Below are 15,380 nucleotides of genomic sequence, written 5' to 3'. Positions count from 1 at the left end.
GCTGGTGTCTGGTCCACCGCCGTCCTCTGTTCCCGGTCTTGCGCCTTTCGCAGCGGGTGACCTCGCTGGTGAACTCGGTCTGGCTCCAGCCTCTAGCCTGGGCGCACATCGCGATGCGCAGAGCTGTGGCCCAGACTGCTTGCGGTTACGGTGACGCTTCCGGTGCCCCGAAGGTCAGCTGGTCTACGGCCCATTCCGGCAAGGCCCGATACGGGAAGGCGGATTGTGGGGAGTTCATGCTGACGCTCGCTGCCCGTGGCCGCTATCGAAGGCTCGGATAGCGCTGGCGTCATCCGTCCAGCGCTTGACGGTGTTGCAGTCGCGGCAGCAGGGCACAACATTGTCGAGTGCGTGTGTGCCGCCCGGCGCGTACGCAGACGACGTGATCGATGCACTCGAACTTTCCAACTGGGCAGTAGTAGCAGCCATCCCCGTAACGGGAAATCAGTAGTGGCGTGGCGACAGTTCCGACGACGGGAAGAAAGCCGTACGCCCACGACCTGGCCACATATCTGTGCTCACGGTCGTAATCTCGACGGCAGTCACCGCACTGTGTCCGGTGGCGCGATGGCCGATTACAGTCTTTTGCGAACTGCGTCAACGGCTTTGTCAGGTTGCAGGTCCGGCAGGCGGAGTAGTCGAGGGCGTCTTCGGCCCATGCGAACGCCTGGTTCATCGGGTACCGCCAAAGGGTGCACTCGGAAGGGCGGCGTCGGATCTACCAATGTCAACTGGCCCAGCGCTTTTGCCTCTTTGTGCTGTTGGGAAGGTGGTTGACTCCCTCTCCCGTAGCCACTGCTCGACGGTTGACTTCCGATAGAAGACAAGGTGTCCAACTCGGAGGTGAGGAAGCCAGTTGGGGTCTTGAGACCGACCGCGCAGCTCGCTGCTCTCCGAAATGCCAATCTGCTCAATAAATTCAGTCCGCGAAAGTAAAGGACCTTGAGGCATGATTCCGCCTTGTAGGGCCTATTTGGTTGGCCCGTTCACCAGATAGAGCCGGATGCTCCTCTAGTGCTTGGGAAGCCAAAGAGGGCTGTTCGCACTGTCTGACGGCCGACGGGGAGTTCTGACGGCTCCAGCCGGAAGGCCGCATTATGCGTAGACGGTCTGACCGCCACGAAATGTCACCCGTCTATGACAGCGCAAGTACGAACAAGGTAAATAGATTGTCTAACGGCAAATTTGTGAAGGCATGGTTGATGCCGTTGGGAATAACGAGGTCTCGATCCACGCTGCACATAGGGGGTTCCAGGGGGGAGAGCTCGTGGCCGAGCCGCAACTTCCATTTCCAGTGCGCTATTGTTCCGACGTCGACGGGGTCCGTTACGCCATTGTCGATGAGCGAGATGCTGACATGTCGGGTTGGCGGATTGAGTCACCTTCCGAGGGTGGGCCAAGCTTCTTCTGCGAGTTTCAGCGGCACACGTGGTGGCTCTGTGGAAACTACTGGGACGGTTTAGGTTTCGGCGAGCCGCGGCAACCATGGAGCGCGGTGTGCGACGACGACACCGCCAGATGGATTCCGCCACCGCCGGACTCACAGCCTAAGTAGTACTGCGTTGGCGAGAGGTCAAGTCGTGGGACGACACTCTAGTAACTGCACATGGGCTCAGCTAGGCCCGACCGACTGGGCTATGTCCATCTGGTTGTGGAACGAGCAGGTGACTTACAGAGCCATACTTCATCCTGATGGCTGGTGGCTGAAGCGTTGGATCCTGGGCGCTGCGGACAAGCGGGGAGTGGAGGTGTTCGCCGCAATGGGTAGTTTGCAGGAAGCCAAGGACGCCGCCGAGCGGGACCTGCCGACTGCGCTGATGTAGCCAGTCTTGGGAGTAGCTTGGTGTGGGTGATTCAGGCGAGAGGCGCTGAACGCGTGACTATTTGCGTCGGAAACGATCGCACATTCGCTGTCGGGCCGTTCGAGTCCATCCTCATGCTCCCCTGTGCGATGCTGCTGGCAGCATCATCTCAGATTCGCTAGGAGAACTCAGATGACCAAGCGGTTCATCATGGTGATGGGCACAGCCAGCATTGTTACGGGGGCCTTTGGCCTGTTGGGTAATGGTGTCGCCGATGCTGCGCCCCCAGACTGTGCAGCCTTGAGCCAGGACCCCTATCTGACCGCGCTCGGTGGCGGGTTTGACGGTTGTCCCAAGGCTGGACTACCCGCAGGGTTGGGTGCTGAGGTCAGCCCGAAGGAAGTCTGCGCCTTGCTCGCAAACGGAATGAGCGAGATGGCGGTCGTCTACCAACTGTCGGCGGCCAACTCCAATATCAGCACCTACGACATCGAACTCTTTGTAACCAACGCCGAGAAATCACTGTGTCCGCAGTATATTTATGAACCGGGGGCGAGCGCCCAGTCTCAGGTGCCGTCAGCTACTCAACCGGGCAGCGCCGGACCTGTTGCTAGACAGGTAGCCACGACTGTGACTTGGTCAGGTCCCGCCTGCATTGACGTCAAGTCCGCAGTCGTCGGACAGCCGACCCAGCTTGTTTCTCAGCAGATTTGTAGCCCAGACCGTTCAGTCACACGCAATGAGGGAGCCCGGAAGAGCGGCGACTTCTTCGGTGTCGATCCGATCATGGGTTCTGCAGACTTTTTGTCGTGCCAGGTCGACGTTGACGGTGCGGTTCGTGTGCGCGACCAAGGGACCGCTGGCGACGGTCACGACATCAACTGCCTCCAGAAGATGTCCTAGTTCATCCAATCCCGCACTTCGCAGGTCTGCGGCACGCTAGCACTTCGCTCTTTGGATCGAGAATCCATACTGAGTCAGTGTTTTGAGGTCTTTGGATCCGTACGCAGAGGTAGAAACGAATGCCCACGTTGCTCCCGAATCGTCCTGAATGGCCGCGTAGTAGTAGCACGGGAGAGAGCTATTGATGTCGGCGCGCATGGACGCGGAGCTCTGGTAGACGCCGATAGCAATGTTGATTGAAGGGGACTTACTCGCACGGCAGAACCAAGTTTGATCAGCATTCGCCATACTGCCGTTCGCAAGGGATGTCAGCGTTTGGTCTGCGCACACGCTCGGTACCCAGTCATCGAAGGCGGTGGAGGTTGCCGAAGACGCGGAATCTGAATTAGCGTGCAGCTCCCAGCCTTCGCCCGACTGACTGAACACGGCAATGGCCGCTCCTGCGGATACAACGACGACGAGGGCGATAAGTAGCAGCCACCACTTTCGATTGGGATCGTGCCGTTTCGCTGGTGCTGGAATCACCCATTGTGGGGGCGGTGGCGGAGCGTGGTCAGTCCATGCAGAGCCAGTCCAGTAGCGCGTCCGTAGCGGATCATGAGGATCTGGATACCAACCTGGAGCACTTGGGTTCACGGTTGTCCTTCTTGGGGCGTCGCCTGCCGAACGTTTGACCTCGACCCTGCGCGAGCATCACCGTTCTCAGCTACCAGCATGTTCAGCTCCTCTGCTACCCCGCTCCAGCAATATCCTATTTTGGGATATTCCCAGCTGGCAAGGTGCGCTGGCCGGGTGGAGAAGTCCATCTACTCGGAGGAGTACCAGCAGCTGTGTGCGCTGCTGCGGGACCTCCGCCGGGAGGCTGGGCTCACACAAGTAGAGGTGGCTGCCAGGCTTGGCGTACCGCAGTCCTTTGTGAGCAAGTACGAATCGGGTGAACGCAGGCTCGACGTGATCGAGCTGCGGAATGTGGCAAACTCACTTGAGACCACCTTGGTCGATGTCATCGCAAAGCTCCACCCGTCGGGCGGGGGGATAGACGGGTCACTGCATACCCCCTGACCGTTGCCGGTCACCCTACTTTTTCCCAGTCAGACCAGCCTTCGCTTCTCTCGAACCGCGCAATTGTCGGGGCAACTTGGTCGGCCCGAAGGGTTTAGTGCCCCCGCGCGTGTCACGTTGTACACGTCGACGGAGGTGCCATTAAACGTCTAAGTAGTCCAAATGCACGGCCACAACACCTACGAGCCCAGTGCGTTCCTTGCTGACTTCGGGATCGCTCAGCACGTCGACCTACTCCAGCGTGGACACGCCGAAAGACCTCGATTCGACGACCCGTACATCCAGGTTGTCTGGCTTAAGGCGTGTCGCGGCTCTACTTATCCATCGAGGCCGGGTCTTAGTGGCTACGATCACGATCCTATGTTGCGGGGACTCTTTATCGGTATTGACAGGTATCGGCCACCTGTCACGCGACTGTCGTGTGCACGGGCCGACGCCGTTGCGCTCGGGAGCCTATTCGCAGACAACAGTGCTGCCGCCGACGTCAAGTTCCTTGTCGATGATCAGGCTACTGCTAGCAACATCATCGGAGCGATTCAATCTCTGGCCACTGCAACAGACGACGATCTCGTCATCATCTCCTTCTCCGGACACGGCACAGACGATCACCGACTGGTTCCGATTGATGTCAATGTCAGTGATCTTGCAGGGACTTGCATCGCTCTGTCTACGCTCGCGTCTCTGCTCGATGCGATCCCCAGCCGCCAATTGATCGTGATACTCGACTGCTGCTTCTCCGGCGGCTTTGGGGGTGCTCGCGTCTTTGCTCCCACAGCCACCCGAGCAACAATCGAGGACCGGCAGAGTGTTGAACGCCTTGTGCGGGGCGCGGGTCGCATGGTTTTGACTGCCTCCGGAAATGCCGAGCCCGCTCTAGAATCGGCGGCGTTCGGCCACGGCTTGTTCTCGCACCACCTGATCGAGGCGCTCCAAGGATTCGGCGATTACAGCACCAAGGATCTCATTCCCCTGCTGGCACTCCTCGACTACGTAACAACGCGCGTGACCGACTCGGCTCGTTCGCTGGGGAGCATTCAAACGCCTACCATCTACGGCTCAATCGAAGGAGCACCTGCCCTCCCAAGGCTCATTCCGGGGGCGACCTATGCCGCTGCCTTCCCACATCGCGTCCGCCTGCCAGCAGCCAAGGATTGGAAGTCGTTAGAGCAATTCGGATATAGCCAAGCTGTGATTGATCGTTGGGCATCGCGAATGCCAGCGCTTAATGAGTTACAGCTGAAAGCCGTCAATGACTATGGCGTGCTAGACGGGAGTTCTTTGGTGGTCGTCGCTCCAACTTCATCTGGCAAGACCATGATTGGCGAGTTAGCAGCTATACGCGAAGCTGAGGCAGGATCGCGAGCAGTGATGCTGCTGCCGATGAGGGCACTGGTCAACGAAAAGTACGACTACTTCTCTGGCTTGTACAGCGATCACTTAACCGTTGTGCGAGCGACTGGCGAACACGCAGACCAGCTGGAATCAATCTATAACGGCCAGTACGATCTAGCGCTCTTGACCTACGAGAAATTCCTGAACATCCTGACCGCGTCACCCTGGATTATGAGGGGCGTCTCTCTCGTCGTTGTTGACGAGGCGCAGATAATCTCAGATCCATCGCGTGGTCCCAACATCGAGTTTCTATTGGCGCTACTTCGATCGGGCCACGGTCGAGGTAGTCCACCACAGATCGTCGCGCTGTCGGCAGTGATCGGCGATACAAACGGCTTTGAACGCTGGTTGGACGCGGGCCTGCTCATCGCTACTGAACGTCCTATTCCACTGCGCGAAAGCATTATCGATGAATCCGGACGAGCGCGTCACTACCACCCTGACGGTAGCGATTCAGTCGAGACCTTCATCCGACCGGCGTGGGGAGTGGGGGGACGAGGAAATAAGCCCATAATCATCCCACTTGTCAGTCGTCTTGTGAGCGAAGGCAAGAAGGTCATCGTCTTCCGCGCCTACAAGAACGATACCGTAGGGACGGCGCTGTATCTATCTCAAAGCCTTGGGCTCGCGGCTGCATCATCGGTGTCATCGCTCCTCCCGGAGGGTGGCGACCCGTCAACAACCTCTAGCGAGTTGCGCGCCGCGTTGACTGGTGGCGTCGGGTTTCATAACGCAGACTTAGACGCGACCGAGAGGTTTGCGCTGGAGACTCGGTTTCGCGAGAAGGATTCAGATCTAAGGGTCATCGTCGCGACGACAACCCTCGCGATGGGAGTCAACACACCCGCCGAGGCTGTTGTTATCGCAGGCCTCACGCACCCGGGACCGAATCCGTACTCGGTTTCTGAGTATAAGAATATGGTCGGACGGGCAGGGCGAGTGGGGTATGCCGAAGACGGCGAATCATACATCGTGGCGACTGGCGATCCAGCGCCTTCACAAGCATGGCAACGCTACGTATTGGGACAGCCTGAGCCGATCGTCTCGCACTTCCTGAGCGCGACTACTGATCCCCAGACCCTAGTGCTTCGGAGTTTGGTAGCCCTTGGAGGCACAGCACCACTCGAAGAGCTCATTGCAATACTCGAGAACAGTTTTGCCATATGGCAACGCGTCGACGCTGGCGGTGATGGGTGGAGTCGGCAAAGACTTGAGCAGGATGTCGCAGCACTTTCGAGCGCCGAACTTGTAGATGTTGAGCCGGACGGTCGAATCACTGTCACCGAACTTGGCCGTTACGCGGGCGAATCCGGCCTTGAGGTACGTTCCGTTACCCAAGTATCTTCCCTGCTCAGATTCCTTCCCGCGAACGCGGTCGTCACTGAGGCTGACCTCGTTGCGTTGGCACAGGTGACAGTTGAACTCGATTTTTACTTTCCCGTGGCACGGAGGTCGCGGCAAGAGCAGTTCCGCTGGCCGCAAAGCGTCGCCTCCATGGGCGTGAACGGCTCCCTGATGCGAGGGTTCCACGTTGGGGGCGGAGAACCACTGAGTCGTTCGAAGAAGACGGCTGCGGCATTGCTGTTCATGAGCGATCTGCCAATGACGAATATAGAGTCGATCCTGATGCAGCACTTGCCAAATCGTGCTGCCGCGGGCCCAGTACGGAGCGTCGCTGCACGTACTCGCGATGTGATTGATGCGGTCATCACGATTTGCCGTGTACGCGGCTACCAACTTGCCGACGAGGCAACCCTGGCACATCTCGGTGTGCGCCTCGAGATCGGTCTACCTCCACAAATGGGGGAAGTTGCATTGCAACTTGGCGCACGGTTAACGCGAGCTCAATATCTAGTGCTCGCCGGCAGGGGACTAACATCGTTCGAAGCGATTGGCAACGGTGCCAATGACCTAAGCTCTCTAGTTGGTGACGACCTCGCTCAGGAGATTCTTCAGCTCATTCAAGCCCGAAGACTGACTCATTAGGTCTTTCCATGGCCCGGCGCTTTCGCCACCCGCGTAGACTCCCAGGTGCGTTGCGCAGCACAATGGCAGGTGCGTTGATGGTCCCCTGCAGGCAGTTCCGTCAGCCTTTAGCCTGCAGTCGCTTTAGTGTCGCCCCGGGCATTAATGTCGCCTTCCAGAGTGTCGCCCATTGGATGACTCAAGCGCGGCATTACGACCACCAACATGACGGTCGGAACGGATGGGCGGGCAGATCAGTACGCCCTAGCTGCCACGGCATACCGCCAGCTCACGGTAATACGCTGATATATTCCCACCGTGTACACCGCCGCTCACGTGGGAATATCAGCGATAGCTCCGACCGCCATCGTCCTGGCAGCTAGCGGCGAACTGCCAAGCGGTTCGCTGGTCGCCGTGTCTGTGGCGACCGCGCTGGCGGTGGATGCCCTTGATCATGCGGTTTATCAGATCCGTTTTAGTCGATCTAGCCCACGCTTGCGGGCAGCTTGGTCATCACTATTGAAGGCAAATTTCCGAACAGCGATTTCGCGTTTTAAAGAAATAGAAGATTCGCGAGAAATCAATAGACTCATTATTCATTCTCGGGGAGGCCTAGTTACGGTCACGATTATTGGCATAATTCTGACGTTGTACTTCAACAGTGCGGTCGTCGCAGCGGGATCAATGTCGGCAATCCTAGCATTGCACTGCGACGTCCTGTGGGACTGGCGTTGCGTTGGACACGCAAATAATTGGTTTGGCCGACCTACGATGCGATACAGTGGGTCTCTTAGATTTGCTGGAATACAAATAAGATGGTTCTGGCTGTGGTGGCCGATCATGCATTTCCTGGGCCTCTTTCCAGCGTGCTGGTTGTACCTACTTGAAAGTGTGGCGTCCAAACAGAAAGTCGTTACTTACCTATTGGTATTCGTGCCTCTCTCTATAATAGTGGCATGCTTCTTAGGTGTTATATCAATAATGTTGGCCATTAATGCGCAATCTAATCTTCGTGCTCAGTCGCTGAAGATATTCAGCGAGTCGCCGCGGCGTTATGTTCAAACTGCGCCCACCAGTGTTCTCTTCTATACCAAAAAGGCTCGCATAGCTGGATATTACAATTGGATTATCGTAAATCATATATCAGCGTTGCTGATTACTGCGTGTGCGATAGCGGCCTCGATGACGGCGAGTGTCGCATTGCTACCGCCGAAACTAGCTAGCTTCCAGATACCTTTTGTCGGCGTCGAGGCGCTAAATGTGGCAATGGTGTTTTCCGTTCTTTTGATATCTCTGGCGTGTGGATATCTAGTTCACTCGACCGCGGGATTTCTAGGTGGATGTTTGGGTGCGGGCCTTGGCACAATCATTCTGATCGCCTTGCCCCCCACTAGAAACATCGTGTATGAAAACCACACCGTCTTGACCGCAGCAATGCTTGCCGCGCTTGTTTCCTGGGTTGGTGGATTGATCTTTTTGCGGATCCCAGGGACTGTGCGAACATCCGCCACTGTTCTGACTGTCACTCCTGCTAAAACTGACTTTATTCCAGAACTTGTTAGTATGCTCAATAGCTTCCTCCGTGAAGAACTCGCCAATTCGGTATCCAAAATTGGAACCGCAGCAGTTGGGCCCCCGGTAATCGCCCAGCCGAGGCTACGCTATTCGGTTACGTCCCAATCGGGTGCTCTTTCAATCAGTCGAAAGGGTGAGACACACGAGATGGCTATTAAATATGAGCCTCGAAGGGTGCAACTGAGTGTGCTCTACCCTACCTTCTATAGCAAAGTACCAGGATGGAAGTCCGGCCTATTGCCCAAGGCTAATGCGGCAAATGATCTTAGCGAAAAGCACTATGTCAGCGAAGTGCTTGACAATATACTAACCAACTCAGCATACATAGTGGCACAACTTTACCTGTATGAAGTGGGTCCTGAGATTAAGGTCGTTTGCCGTTGCTTTGAGCAGACAACAACAAAGCAATATGCCACTACGTACTCGCGATCCATTGTGCAGTCCGTGGCACTTCGTCTCGACGGTTCGTCACTGGTAACCCACATTTCAAATCGTGACGTTGAGAGTCCAGGTTGCCCATACCCCGCCAAAGAAAATCAATCGCTGTCTCCGTGCGTGTCGGATCCAGCACTCGCTGACCTGCCAACTATCGCAGCCGAAGCTAGAGAGCTTGGCACAGTCAGGCGTCACGCAGGTCGCCGACTCGGGCTGACGCTAGTGGCGCAGGTTGCTACAGTCGCTACGGCGGTGCTTCGCGTTAGTGAGTTTCTGCGAAGGTAGCCCCGTTCCCGCCTGATCGCACCAAGTTCCGGTCGAAGTAGGGGGTTTCGAAGGCGAGGCTGGGGTTCTTAGAAGTCCATAAGCCCGCCTTGAACGCATCCCATGTCCTACGAAATAATGTTGACGTCCGTCAATGTTATGCATGTTGTGGGGATTTCAGGCAATCGACGACCCCGAGCGACCGCTCCTCCGAACTCGGTGGTGGTCTACCTTCGCGTATCTACCGCTGAACAGGCGGCCTCAGGCCTTGGCATCGAGGCGCAGCGTGCAACTGCACTGGCCTACGCCGAACGTAAGGGTCTGGTGGTGGTCGATGAGTTCTGCGACGAGGGCATTAGTGCAAAGAACCTCAATGGACGTCCGGGTGCTCTGAGCGCTCTGGCTGCCGTGCGGAGCCGTCAGGCTGAGGGCATCTTGGTTGCCAAGATGGATCGGCTGAGCAGGTCGGTGGTCGATGGAGCTGGACTGATGGAATCCGCCCGGCGTGAGGGATGGGCGTTGCATTTCGCCGACCTCGACATCGATACAAGCACCCCGGCTGGGGAGATGGCGGCGAACATCATCATCTCGGGGTCGCAGTACGAACGGCGGCTTATTAGTCAGAGGACGCGTGATGCCCTAGCGGCCAAGCGCGCTCGGGGAGAGCGCCTAGGAGCCCCCGTCAGGCTTCCTGCCGCTACCGTGGGGAGGATTCTTCGGGAACGTCAGCAAGGCAACACATTCCAGTCCATCGCCGAGGGGTTGACGGCTGATGGTGTACCGACGTCTCGTGGAAACCGAAAGTGGTTTCCGGCTACGGTCAGGGCAGTGACCTTGAGCAACCACGTCAGCGAAGACGCTGCCTTGTCCGATGCATCATAGGAACCGGGGAACCGTGGAGCACAGTGCGGACGGCAGCGGATGGGTATGGGCCTACCAGCGGCTCGGACGCTACGAGTACCGCAGGTGCCGGATCCATGTGACGAATCAAGACCACTTGCTTCCTTCCGTATCAGCACGAGCGGGTAGCTCTGTGCTGCAGGTGATTCCGCGATATTCGGATGTTGACCGTTGAGGGATGTAAACCCTAGTTGAGGTAGGCGAGACGTCGATGCTGTTTGACCTCATGAGCTTTGAGACGTCGTTACCGCTGCCTCCGGAGGATCTCTTGCCGTTCAGCCTCGAACATCACCAGCTGCCTGAATAGCTCGTGATACTGCTCGCCGTCATCGGTGGGGGAAAGGGTCCGAAGTACCGCTTTGGTATCGATGATCCCTTCGACCAGCTCAGCCATTCGAACTTTTCGCCGTGACATCGGCACCCCTCTAGTCGGCCAATTCGCCTTCATTCGAGCGCCACAGCTGCCGCTCAACGACATCTTCGCTAGTACCTGCTTCATGAGCGAGGTCACGGGCCAGGTCTAGGTACCGGATGTAATCAACCGGTGATTCGTCGGTCCAAGTCTCGCCAGTAAGTGCAACGAGTGACTTGATGACAAGGTCGTCCATGATCAACGGTTGGCCGAGTAGGGGCTTCGAATCCCACCCGGCGAAGTAGAGGAACTTCGTGAAGTACGACGCGCCTAGATGGGGGAGATTGAGGCTTCCTCGTGGGCGTTTGATGAGCGCTCTGTATGCACTGGAAGGTCCCTCGCCACGCACTAACCTAAGCGCTGCAGCAAGATTCTTTGGTGCATCCGGGCTCTGGAGAGGCTTGAGCGCGCGGGTCATTGGCATACCTGGGTGTGCGCCCCAGATGACTACTGCGGTGTGAAGCTGCGCAGCAGACCACTGATCTTCAGGTGTCGCGACCGCCCGGTGAGCGATCTCGAACACCGTTCGACGGTCAATGCGGAACCGCCCGTTGGTCAGCGGCAGTCGCTCCAGCTCAGATGGCCACAGTTGCGGATCTGGCACGGCGCGCTTCGTCTTCGCCATGTCGCGCAGAAAGCCTTGACTGAGCAAGTCGTCGCGGGACCCTGGCTCATCACCGCCAAATAGAGCACGGGCCTGATCTGCAGCGCCCAAGTTCGCCTCCGGTAGGTCGATTGCGTTCACAGCAGTATGCGGGGGAGGTGCGACAACTGACCCGAGAGTCGCGATCTTCAGCTGTGGCCAGTAGACCGTGATCCTCAGGACGAACGCGGATACCAATCGGGGATCTGATCAGCCGCGCGCGGGTACTTCCTTAGATCCTCTATGTAGGTCTCGTCCGTGGGCTGCACCGTCCAGTTCGGGCGCGCGTCGTAGTTGTAGTCGAACGAGCACTTCCCGTCAGGCATCGCCTTAATGGTGGCAGACAGCCAGGCTCCCTTGCCCTGAGTTGCCATCAACTCTCGGAGTCGCTTCAACGCGATGACCATGGGGGTGGGCGACTCCACCACGGTCGCGCTTCCGTCGCCGCTAATGAGCGCAACCCGAGACTCCGCGACTGGGCCTGCCTTTCGGTACTCCACGACACAGTCGTTCCAGCCGTCACGAGGTAGCTCGTTGAATAGCGCACGGACGACGGCAGTCTGGGCTTCGCCAAGCTGGGCAAGGTATGGCGGATCTTCGGCCACTTGGGCCTCCTTAGTTGTCAAAGTGGTAAGTGCTATTCAGCTGGCCGTCAACGTATGTCTTTACCGTGTAAGTGTCTGGACGCAGTGATGATTCCGGGTAGGACATGTCTACCTTCACCTGCACCTGGCTCCCCTGTTCAGCCAACGCGCGCCACTGCATCTCCAGGTTGTAATAGTCACGTGCTCCAACGGCATTCAACGTATCTCGCATGGCGGTGATGTTGATCGCTTCACCCGGACCACCGAACTGTGTACCAAAGATGTGTCCGCCGTGGTCACCGGGTAGCCGGTCGTCGCCGCCCGCAATCCGCTGTTGATACCCGTTGCGATCTCCAGGCTCATGACCATGGTCGTACGTCATTTCGGCATGGCCCACGCGGCTGTTGGCATCGGTGGTGTAACTGAAGCGATCATCCACATTGTAATGAGTAAGCGGCGCAGGGTTATTCAGCTCGTGGTTCCATGCCCCGGTCCCACCGGACTCTGCGTTCACATGAGTCAGGTCCCCGTGGTGGTCCATGACGGGTGGCAACCCGTGATCTCCGGCAAGCGGGCTGCCGAGGGGATTCTCGTTCGCCGGTGGTACGTCGATGACATTGTGAGGGATGCCAGGGGTGACGTCACGCGGAAGTGCGCCGACCTCCGGGATGGCACCGTGCTCAACTGCGCGCAGTTCGGGAAAGAGCGCCCGCCCGAGGGCTCCCTCGCCGCCGAGGGGTGCGGTGGCTGCCATTGCCGTGCCGTCGAAGAGCTTCTCTCCGACGTAGTGGCCGGGATTGTCGATCGCCTGCGAGAGCTCGCCGGGAACCGCACCGAACTCTGCAAGCGGGTTCCCCGGGCCGGCCATCGCACGCAACGGATCAGACATGACGCTCTTGGCGTTGTCCTCGAAGACCTGTTTCCACGAGTCCATGACGCCGGGGCGGCCTTCTCCGCCGGTCCCGGTCAGATTCTGGGCTGTGTGCAGTGTCTGCTCAGCTGAATCGACAGTTTGGTCAAGCCGGTCGTAGAAGCCCTCGTGAACCTCATTGGTGAAGTCGTTGAAGGCATCGCCAAGCTGCTCGCCAAGCCCCGGTGCGGGTTGTCTGGTTGGTGGCTCTGGTTTCGGTGGGGCGGGCAAGGGCTGCTGCGCGCGTGCGAAGACATCGGCAATCCGCCCATCGATTTGGTCTGCTGGCACACCCTGCTCTTGGAGCAGCTTGCGCATCTGGTCCGCTGCGGCCTTGCCCGCAGGAGTGCTGGGATCCAGCGCCGGGGCGGACGTGGGAGGTACACCTGCAGACCCTGGCTGGCTCATCTCGTTCCGCAACTGATTGAGGAAGTCGGTGCTGGAGCTGGGGTTCGCGGTATTACTGGATTGCTGTGAGATGGGTTGTCCCGGCTGGCCGGTTCCTGCGGGCGTTCCCTCTCCAGGCCCAGCCGATTGGCTCGGAATAGGCGTCTTGCCGCTGGCCATATTGATCGCTTGGCTGAGCTTTGCGTCAGCTGACGCTGCCTCGGCGAGGATGGCATCCAGGCGAGCTTGGAGTTGCTCACGTTTTAGTTCAGTTTCCATGGGCGGCGCGCCTGCCGTCCCTGGTCCCGCGACAACGGTACTGCTGGCTGCATCTATTGCCATGCCGAGCTTTTCGGCGTCGTCACGCAGGGCAGCGAGGTCGTTCTTGACCTGTTCGATGTCTTCTGCGGCCACCGAGGCTGCTCGGGACACCGCCAGAGCCTCGTTGCCGTGGGCGTCCAGATCCTTGCGGGTGGCTTCGATGGCGGTCTTGGCGGCATCAGACGCGGTTCCGCCCCAGGAGCCGAACGCAGGTAGCGCGGCGATCCCATTCGCAGCCTCGAATGCAGCCTCTGCGCGACTGCGGGTGGCATGAAACACCTCGCGGACGTCACCAGCGTCCCACCGATCTATGTCGGCAACCGAAACTGTCATTGAAGTGTCAAGCAGCTACACGGTGGTGTCGGGAATCTGACTGGCAGCGTTCTCGATGTTGGCGGTGGAGGTCTGATCATTCTGCGAGTAGTTCAGCGCACCCATTCGCAGGCCGTCGCTATGGCTAGCCATGTTGCCGTAGATCGTGCTGGTGATGGTCCGCCACTCGGTAACCTTGGCACCAAGCGCAGAGGCGGCACCTGCAGGTAGGCCACGCATAGACTCCTCCACGCGGACGTCGGCTGCGCCGTGCTTGGTACGCATCTCGTCTGCGTGCGTGTCCACCGTCGAGGCAGACAAGTGCAGATCCTCGGGCGCTACCCGTAACCAATCCGACATGAGACCCCCCAGTCTCTAGCAAAGACATCGATGCCAGCATACTGCGCGGTTTCTACCGTCTGCTGCACCAATACCGGCCGCGGCCCGCGCGATCACTGACGACGTTGCATCTCGCAGTGCGGAGGCAGGACGACGACCGGCGGCAGAATGTGCGGCCTGCGAGGATCGCGATTTGAGGCGGCCTACGGATGCTGATCAGACGTGGTGCGTTTCTCAATAAGTTGACGAAGGAGGCCAACGTGCCCGGTTACCCCTCGGCTGAGCATGTCACCGACTCTGTCGTCACCGATTTTGTCCCAAACTGAGATTCTGGCCAGCGTCGTTGACGAGTGCAGGGCCGCGATGTCCTTCATGGAGTCGTAGAGCGCGCGCTGCTTCCAGCGTGGAGCTCCGGCACCTCGATCAAGCTCACCCGGTAGGTCAGGCTGTCCGAACATCGCTTCGCTAGACGGTGTGGTCCAACGGTTACCCCACCTGCCAGCCGTAGTGCATTCGCCCTCATGTTCTTGAGCTTGCTCAAGATAAGCGTCTCGCCACGGCAGGGAAGCGGCCCAACATGGTTCGAGTGTCTGTGCTCGATAGCGGTTGAAGTGCAGCTCCTCGTCTAGTTCCACAACCAGCTCACCGGAGAAGGCTAGATCCCAGGCCCCTGGCTGAAGTGACGGTTTCAGCACAGTACCGCCGAGCGAACTGTATACGTCCTGGACTAAGGCACGCGCGCGGCTGGGAAGGTCCTCGATTCGGGGGGCTTTCGGTCCAGCCGCTAGAGGCTCGAAGCCCGCGCGCGTCAACAGATCCCTCAACGCCTCCGCACGCGCTCCGGTTCTGACCATCTCCACAGTGTGCAGCAGGGTCATCGAAATCTTCCACTTCGTTTCGGCGCGCTCCCGATGGCTTCGGGCTGGTGAGCCTCAGAAACAGGGGTCGCAAGCTGTATACGTCCATACAGGCTCGGTGTATAGTGCTAGACATGGATGACCTTAAGAAAGCGGCTCGCGACGTGGCCAACGCCCGCGCTGATCTAGCGCGGGCAATGGATTTCGCGGCGCGAGTAGCCGTGGCAGCGCATGCGGACGGTATGACGGAGGTCGATCTCGCTCAACATCTCGGTGTGAACAGGATGACCATACGGAAGTGGCTGGGTAAGTAGTGA

The 15,380-nt window shown here is 58.5% G+C and carries 13 protein-coding genes and 1 pseudogene; 8 read left to right on the top strand and 6 right to left on the bottom strand.

What is annotated here, in order from left to right:
* Window positions 1-1,637 precede the first annotated feature (1,637 nt).
* Together H7J86_RS05580 and H7J86_RS05575 are read left to right on the top strand one after the other, a co-directional pair.
* Window positions 1,638-1,823, top strand: coding sequence for a hypothetical protein (locus H7J86_RS05580; RefSeq protein ID WP_267289794.1), 186 nt, complete (start codon window positions 1,638-1,640; stop codon window positions 1,821-1,823).
* Window positions 1,824-1,994: 171 nt separating this feature from the next.
* Window positions 1,995-2,705 (top strand): DUF732 domain-containing protein, encoded by a 711-nt coding sequence (locus H7J86_RS05575; RefSeq protein WP_267289792.1) that lies wholly within the window; start codon window positions 1,995-1,997, stop codon window positions 2,703-2,705.
* A gap of 36 nt (window positions 2,706-2,741) precedes the next feature.
* Here the strand turns inward: H7J86_RS05575 and H7J86_RS33555 are convergent, their stop codons facing one another.
* Window positions 2,742-3,341, bottom strand: coding sequence for a DUF2510 domain-containing protein (locus tag H7J86_RS33555; RefSeq protein ID WP_372517222.1), 600 nt, complete (start codon window positions 3,339-3,341; stop codon window positions 2,742-2,744).
* 156 nt (window positions 3,342-3,497) lie between these two features.
* On the opposite strand from H7J86_RS33555, the gene H7J86_RS05570 reads away from it, so the two are divergent.
* The 5 genes and pseudogenes from H7J86_RS05570 to H7J86_RS05555 all read left to right on the top strand — a co-directional run bounded on the left by H7J86_RS05570 (window position 3,498) and on the right by H7J86_RS05555 (window position 10,280).
* A complete protein-coding gene (locus tag H7J86_RS05570) occupies window positions 3,498-3,767 on the top strand; it encodes a helix-turn-helix domain-containing protein (RefSeq protein WP_267289790.1) in 270 nt (89 codons plus the stop codon).
* 360 nt (window positions 3,768-4,127) lie between these two features.
* The gene (locus H7J86_RS05565; RefSeq protein WP_267289788.1) at window positions 4,128-7,145 is read left to right on the top strand and encodes a DEAD/DEAH box helicase; all 3,018 of its coding nucleotides are present in this window, start codon (window positions 4,128-4,130) and stop codon (window positions 7,143-7,145) included.
* Window positions 7,146-7,331: 186 nt separating this feature from the next.
* A pseudogene (locus tag H7J86_RS33550) lies at window positions 7,332-7,418 on the top strand (hypothetical protein); the annotation flags it as partial.
* Window positions 7,419-7,442: 24 nt separating this feature from the next.
* Window positions 7,443-9,419 (top strand): hypothetical protein, encoded by a 1,977-nt coding sequence (locus tag H7J86_RS05560; RefSeq protein ID WP_267289786.1) that lies wholly within the window; start codon window positions 7,443-7,445, stop codon window positions 9,417-9,419.
* A gap of 102 nt (window positions 9,420-9,521) precedes the next feature.
* Window positions 9,522-10,280, top strand: a complete 759-nt coding sequence (locus H7J86_RS05555) for a recombinase family protein (RefSeq protein ID WP_267289784.1) — start codon at window positions 9,522-9,524, stop codon at window positions 10,278-10,280.
* 443 nt (window positions 10,281-10,723) lie between these two features.
* On the opposite strand, the gene H7J86_RS05550 is transcribed toward H7J86_RS05555, so the two are convergent.
* The 5 genes from H7J86_RS05550 to H7J86_RS33675 form a co-directional block, all read right to left on the bottom strand.
* Window positions 10,724-11,455 (bottom strand): 8-oxoguanine DNA glycosylase OGG fold protein, encoded by a 732-nt coding sequence (locus tag H7J86_RS05550; RefSeq protein WP_267289782.1) that lies wholly within the window; start codon window positions 11,453-11,455, stop codon window positions 10,724-10,726.
* Window positions 11,456-11,529: 74 nt separating this feature from the next.
* Window positions 11,530-11,958 carry a hypothetical protein gene (locus H7J86_RS05545; RefSeq protein ID WP_267289780.1) on the bottom strand — a complete coding sequence of 143 codons (429 nt, stop codon included), beginning with the start codon at window positions 11,956-11,958 and terminating at the stop codon, window positions 11,530-11,532.
* A gap of 10 nt (window positions 11,959-11,968) precedes the next feature.
* Entirely contained in the window at window positions 11,969-13,834 is a 1,866-nt protein-coding gene (locus H7J86_RS05540; RefSeq protein WP_267289778.1) for an Rv0964c family protein, read from the bottom strand.
* A 69-nt stretch (window positions 13,835-13,903) separates the two neighbouring features.
* Entirely contained in the window at window positions 13,904-14,152 is a 249-nt protein-coding gene (locus tag H7J86_RS05535; protein WP_267289776.1) for a hypothetical protein, read from the bottom strand.
* Between the two features lie 257 nt (window positions 14,153-14,409).
* Window positions 14,410-15,060, bottom strand: a complete 651-nt coding sequence (locus H7J86_RS33675; RefSeq protein WP_443677654.1) for a DUF7255 family protein — start codon at window positions 15,058-15,060, stop codon at window positions 14,410-14,412.
* A gap of 137 nt (window positions 15,061-15,197) precedes the next feature.
* On the opposite strand from H7J86_RS33675, the gene H7J86_RS33545 reads away from it, so the two are divergent.
* On the top strand, window positions 15,198-15,377 hold the full coding sequence (locus H7J86_RS33545; RefSeq protein WP_372517221.1) for a helix-turn-helix domain-containing protein: 180 nt from the start codon (window positions 15,198-15,200) through the stop codon (window positions 15,375-15,377).
* Window positions 15,378-15,380 lie beyond the last annotated feature (3 nt).

The sequence above is a fragment of the Mycobacterium hackensackense genome, assembly GCF_025822555.1.
Taxonomy (GTDB): domain Bacteria; phylum Actinomycetota; class Actinomycetes; order Mycobacteriales; family Mycobacteriaceae; genus Mycobacterium; species Mycobacterium fluoranthenivorans.
Note: the sequence above shows the minus strand (reverse complement) of the source record. Positions and strands in the feature narration are given on the sequence as shown.

Coding starts and splice junctions, on each gene's coding strand:
- H7J86_RS05580 (WP_267289794.1), top strand. CDS start 1,638: ATGTCCATCTGGTTGTGGAACGAGCAGGTGACTTACAGAGCCATACTT.
- H7J86_RS05575 (WP_267289792.1), top strand. CDS start 1,995: ATGACCAAGCGGTTCATCATGGTGATGGGCACAGCCAGCATTGTTACG.
- H7J86_RS05565 (WP_267289788.1), top strand. CDS start 4,128: ATGTTGCGGGGACTCTTTATCGGTATTGACAGGTATCGGCCACCTGTC.
- H7J86_RS05555 (WP_267289784.1), top strand. CDS start 9,522: ATGTCCTACGAAATAATGTTGACGTCCGTCAATGTTATGCATGTTGTG.
- H7J86_RS05535 (WP_267289776.1), bottom strand. CDS start 14,152: ATGCGTACCAAGCACGGCGCAGCCGACGTCCGCGTGGAGGAGTCTATG.
- H7J86_RS33675 (WP_443677654.1), bottom strand. CDS start 15,060: ATGGTCAGAACCGGAGCGCGTGCGGAGGCGTTGAGGGATCTGTTGACG.
- H7J86_RS33545 (WP_372517221.1), top strand. CDS start 15,198: ATGGATGACCTTAAGAAAGCGGCTCGCGACGTGGCCAACGCCCGCGCT.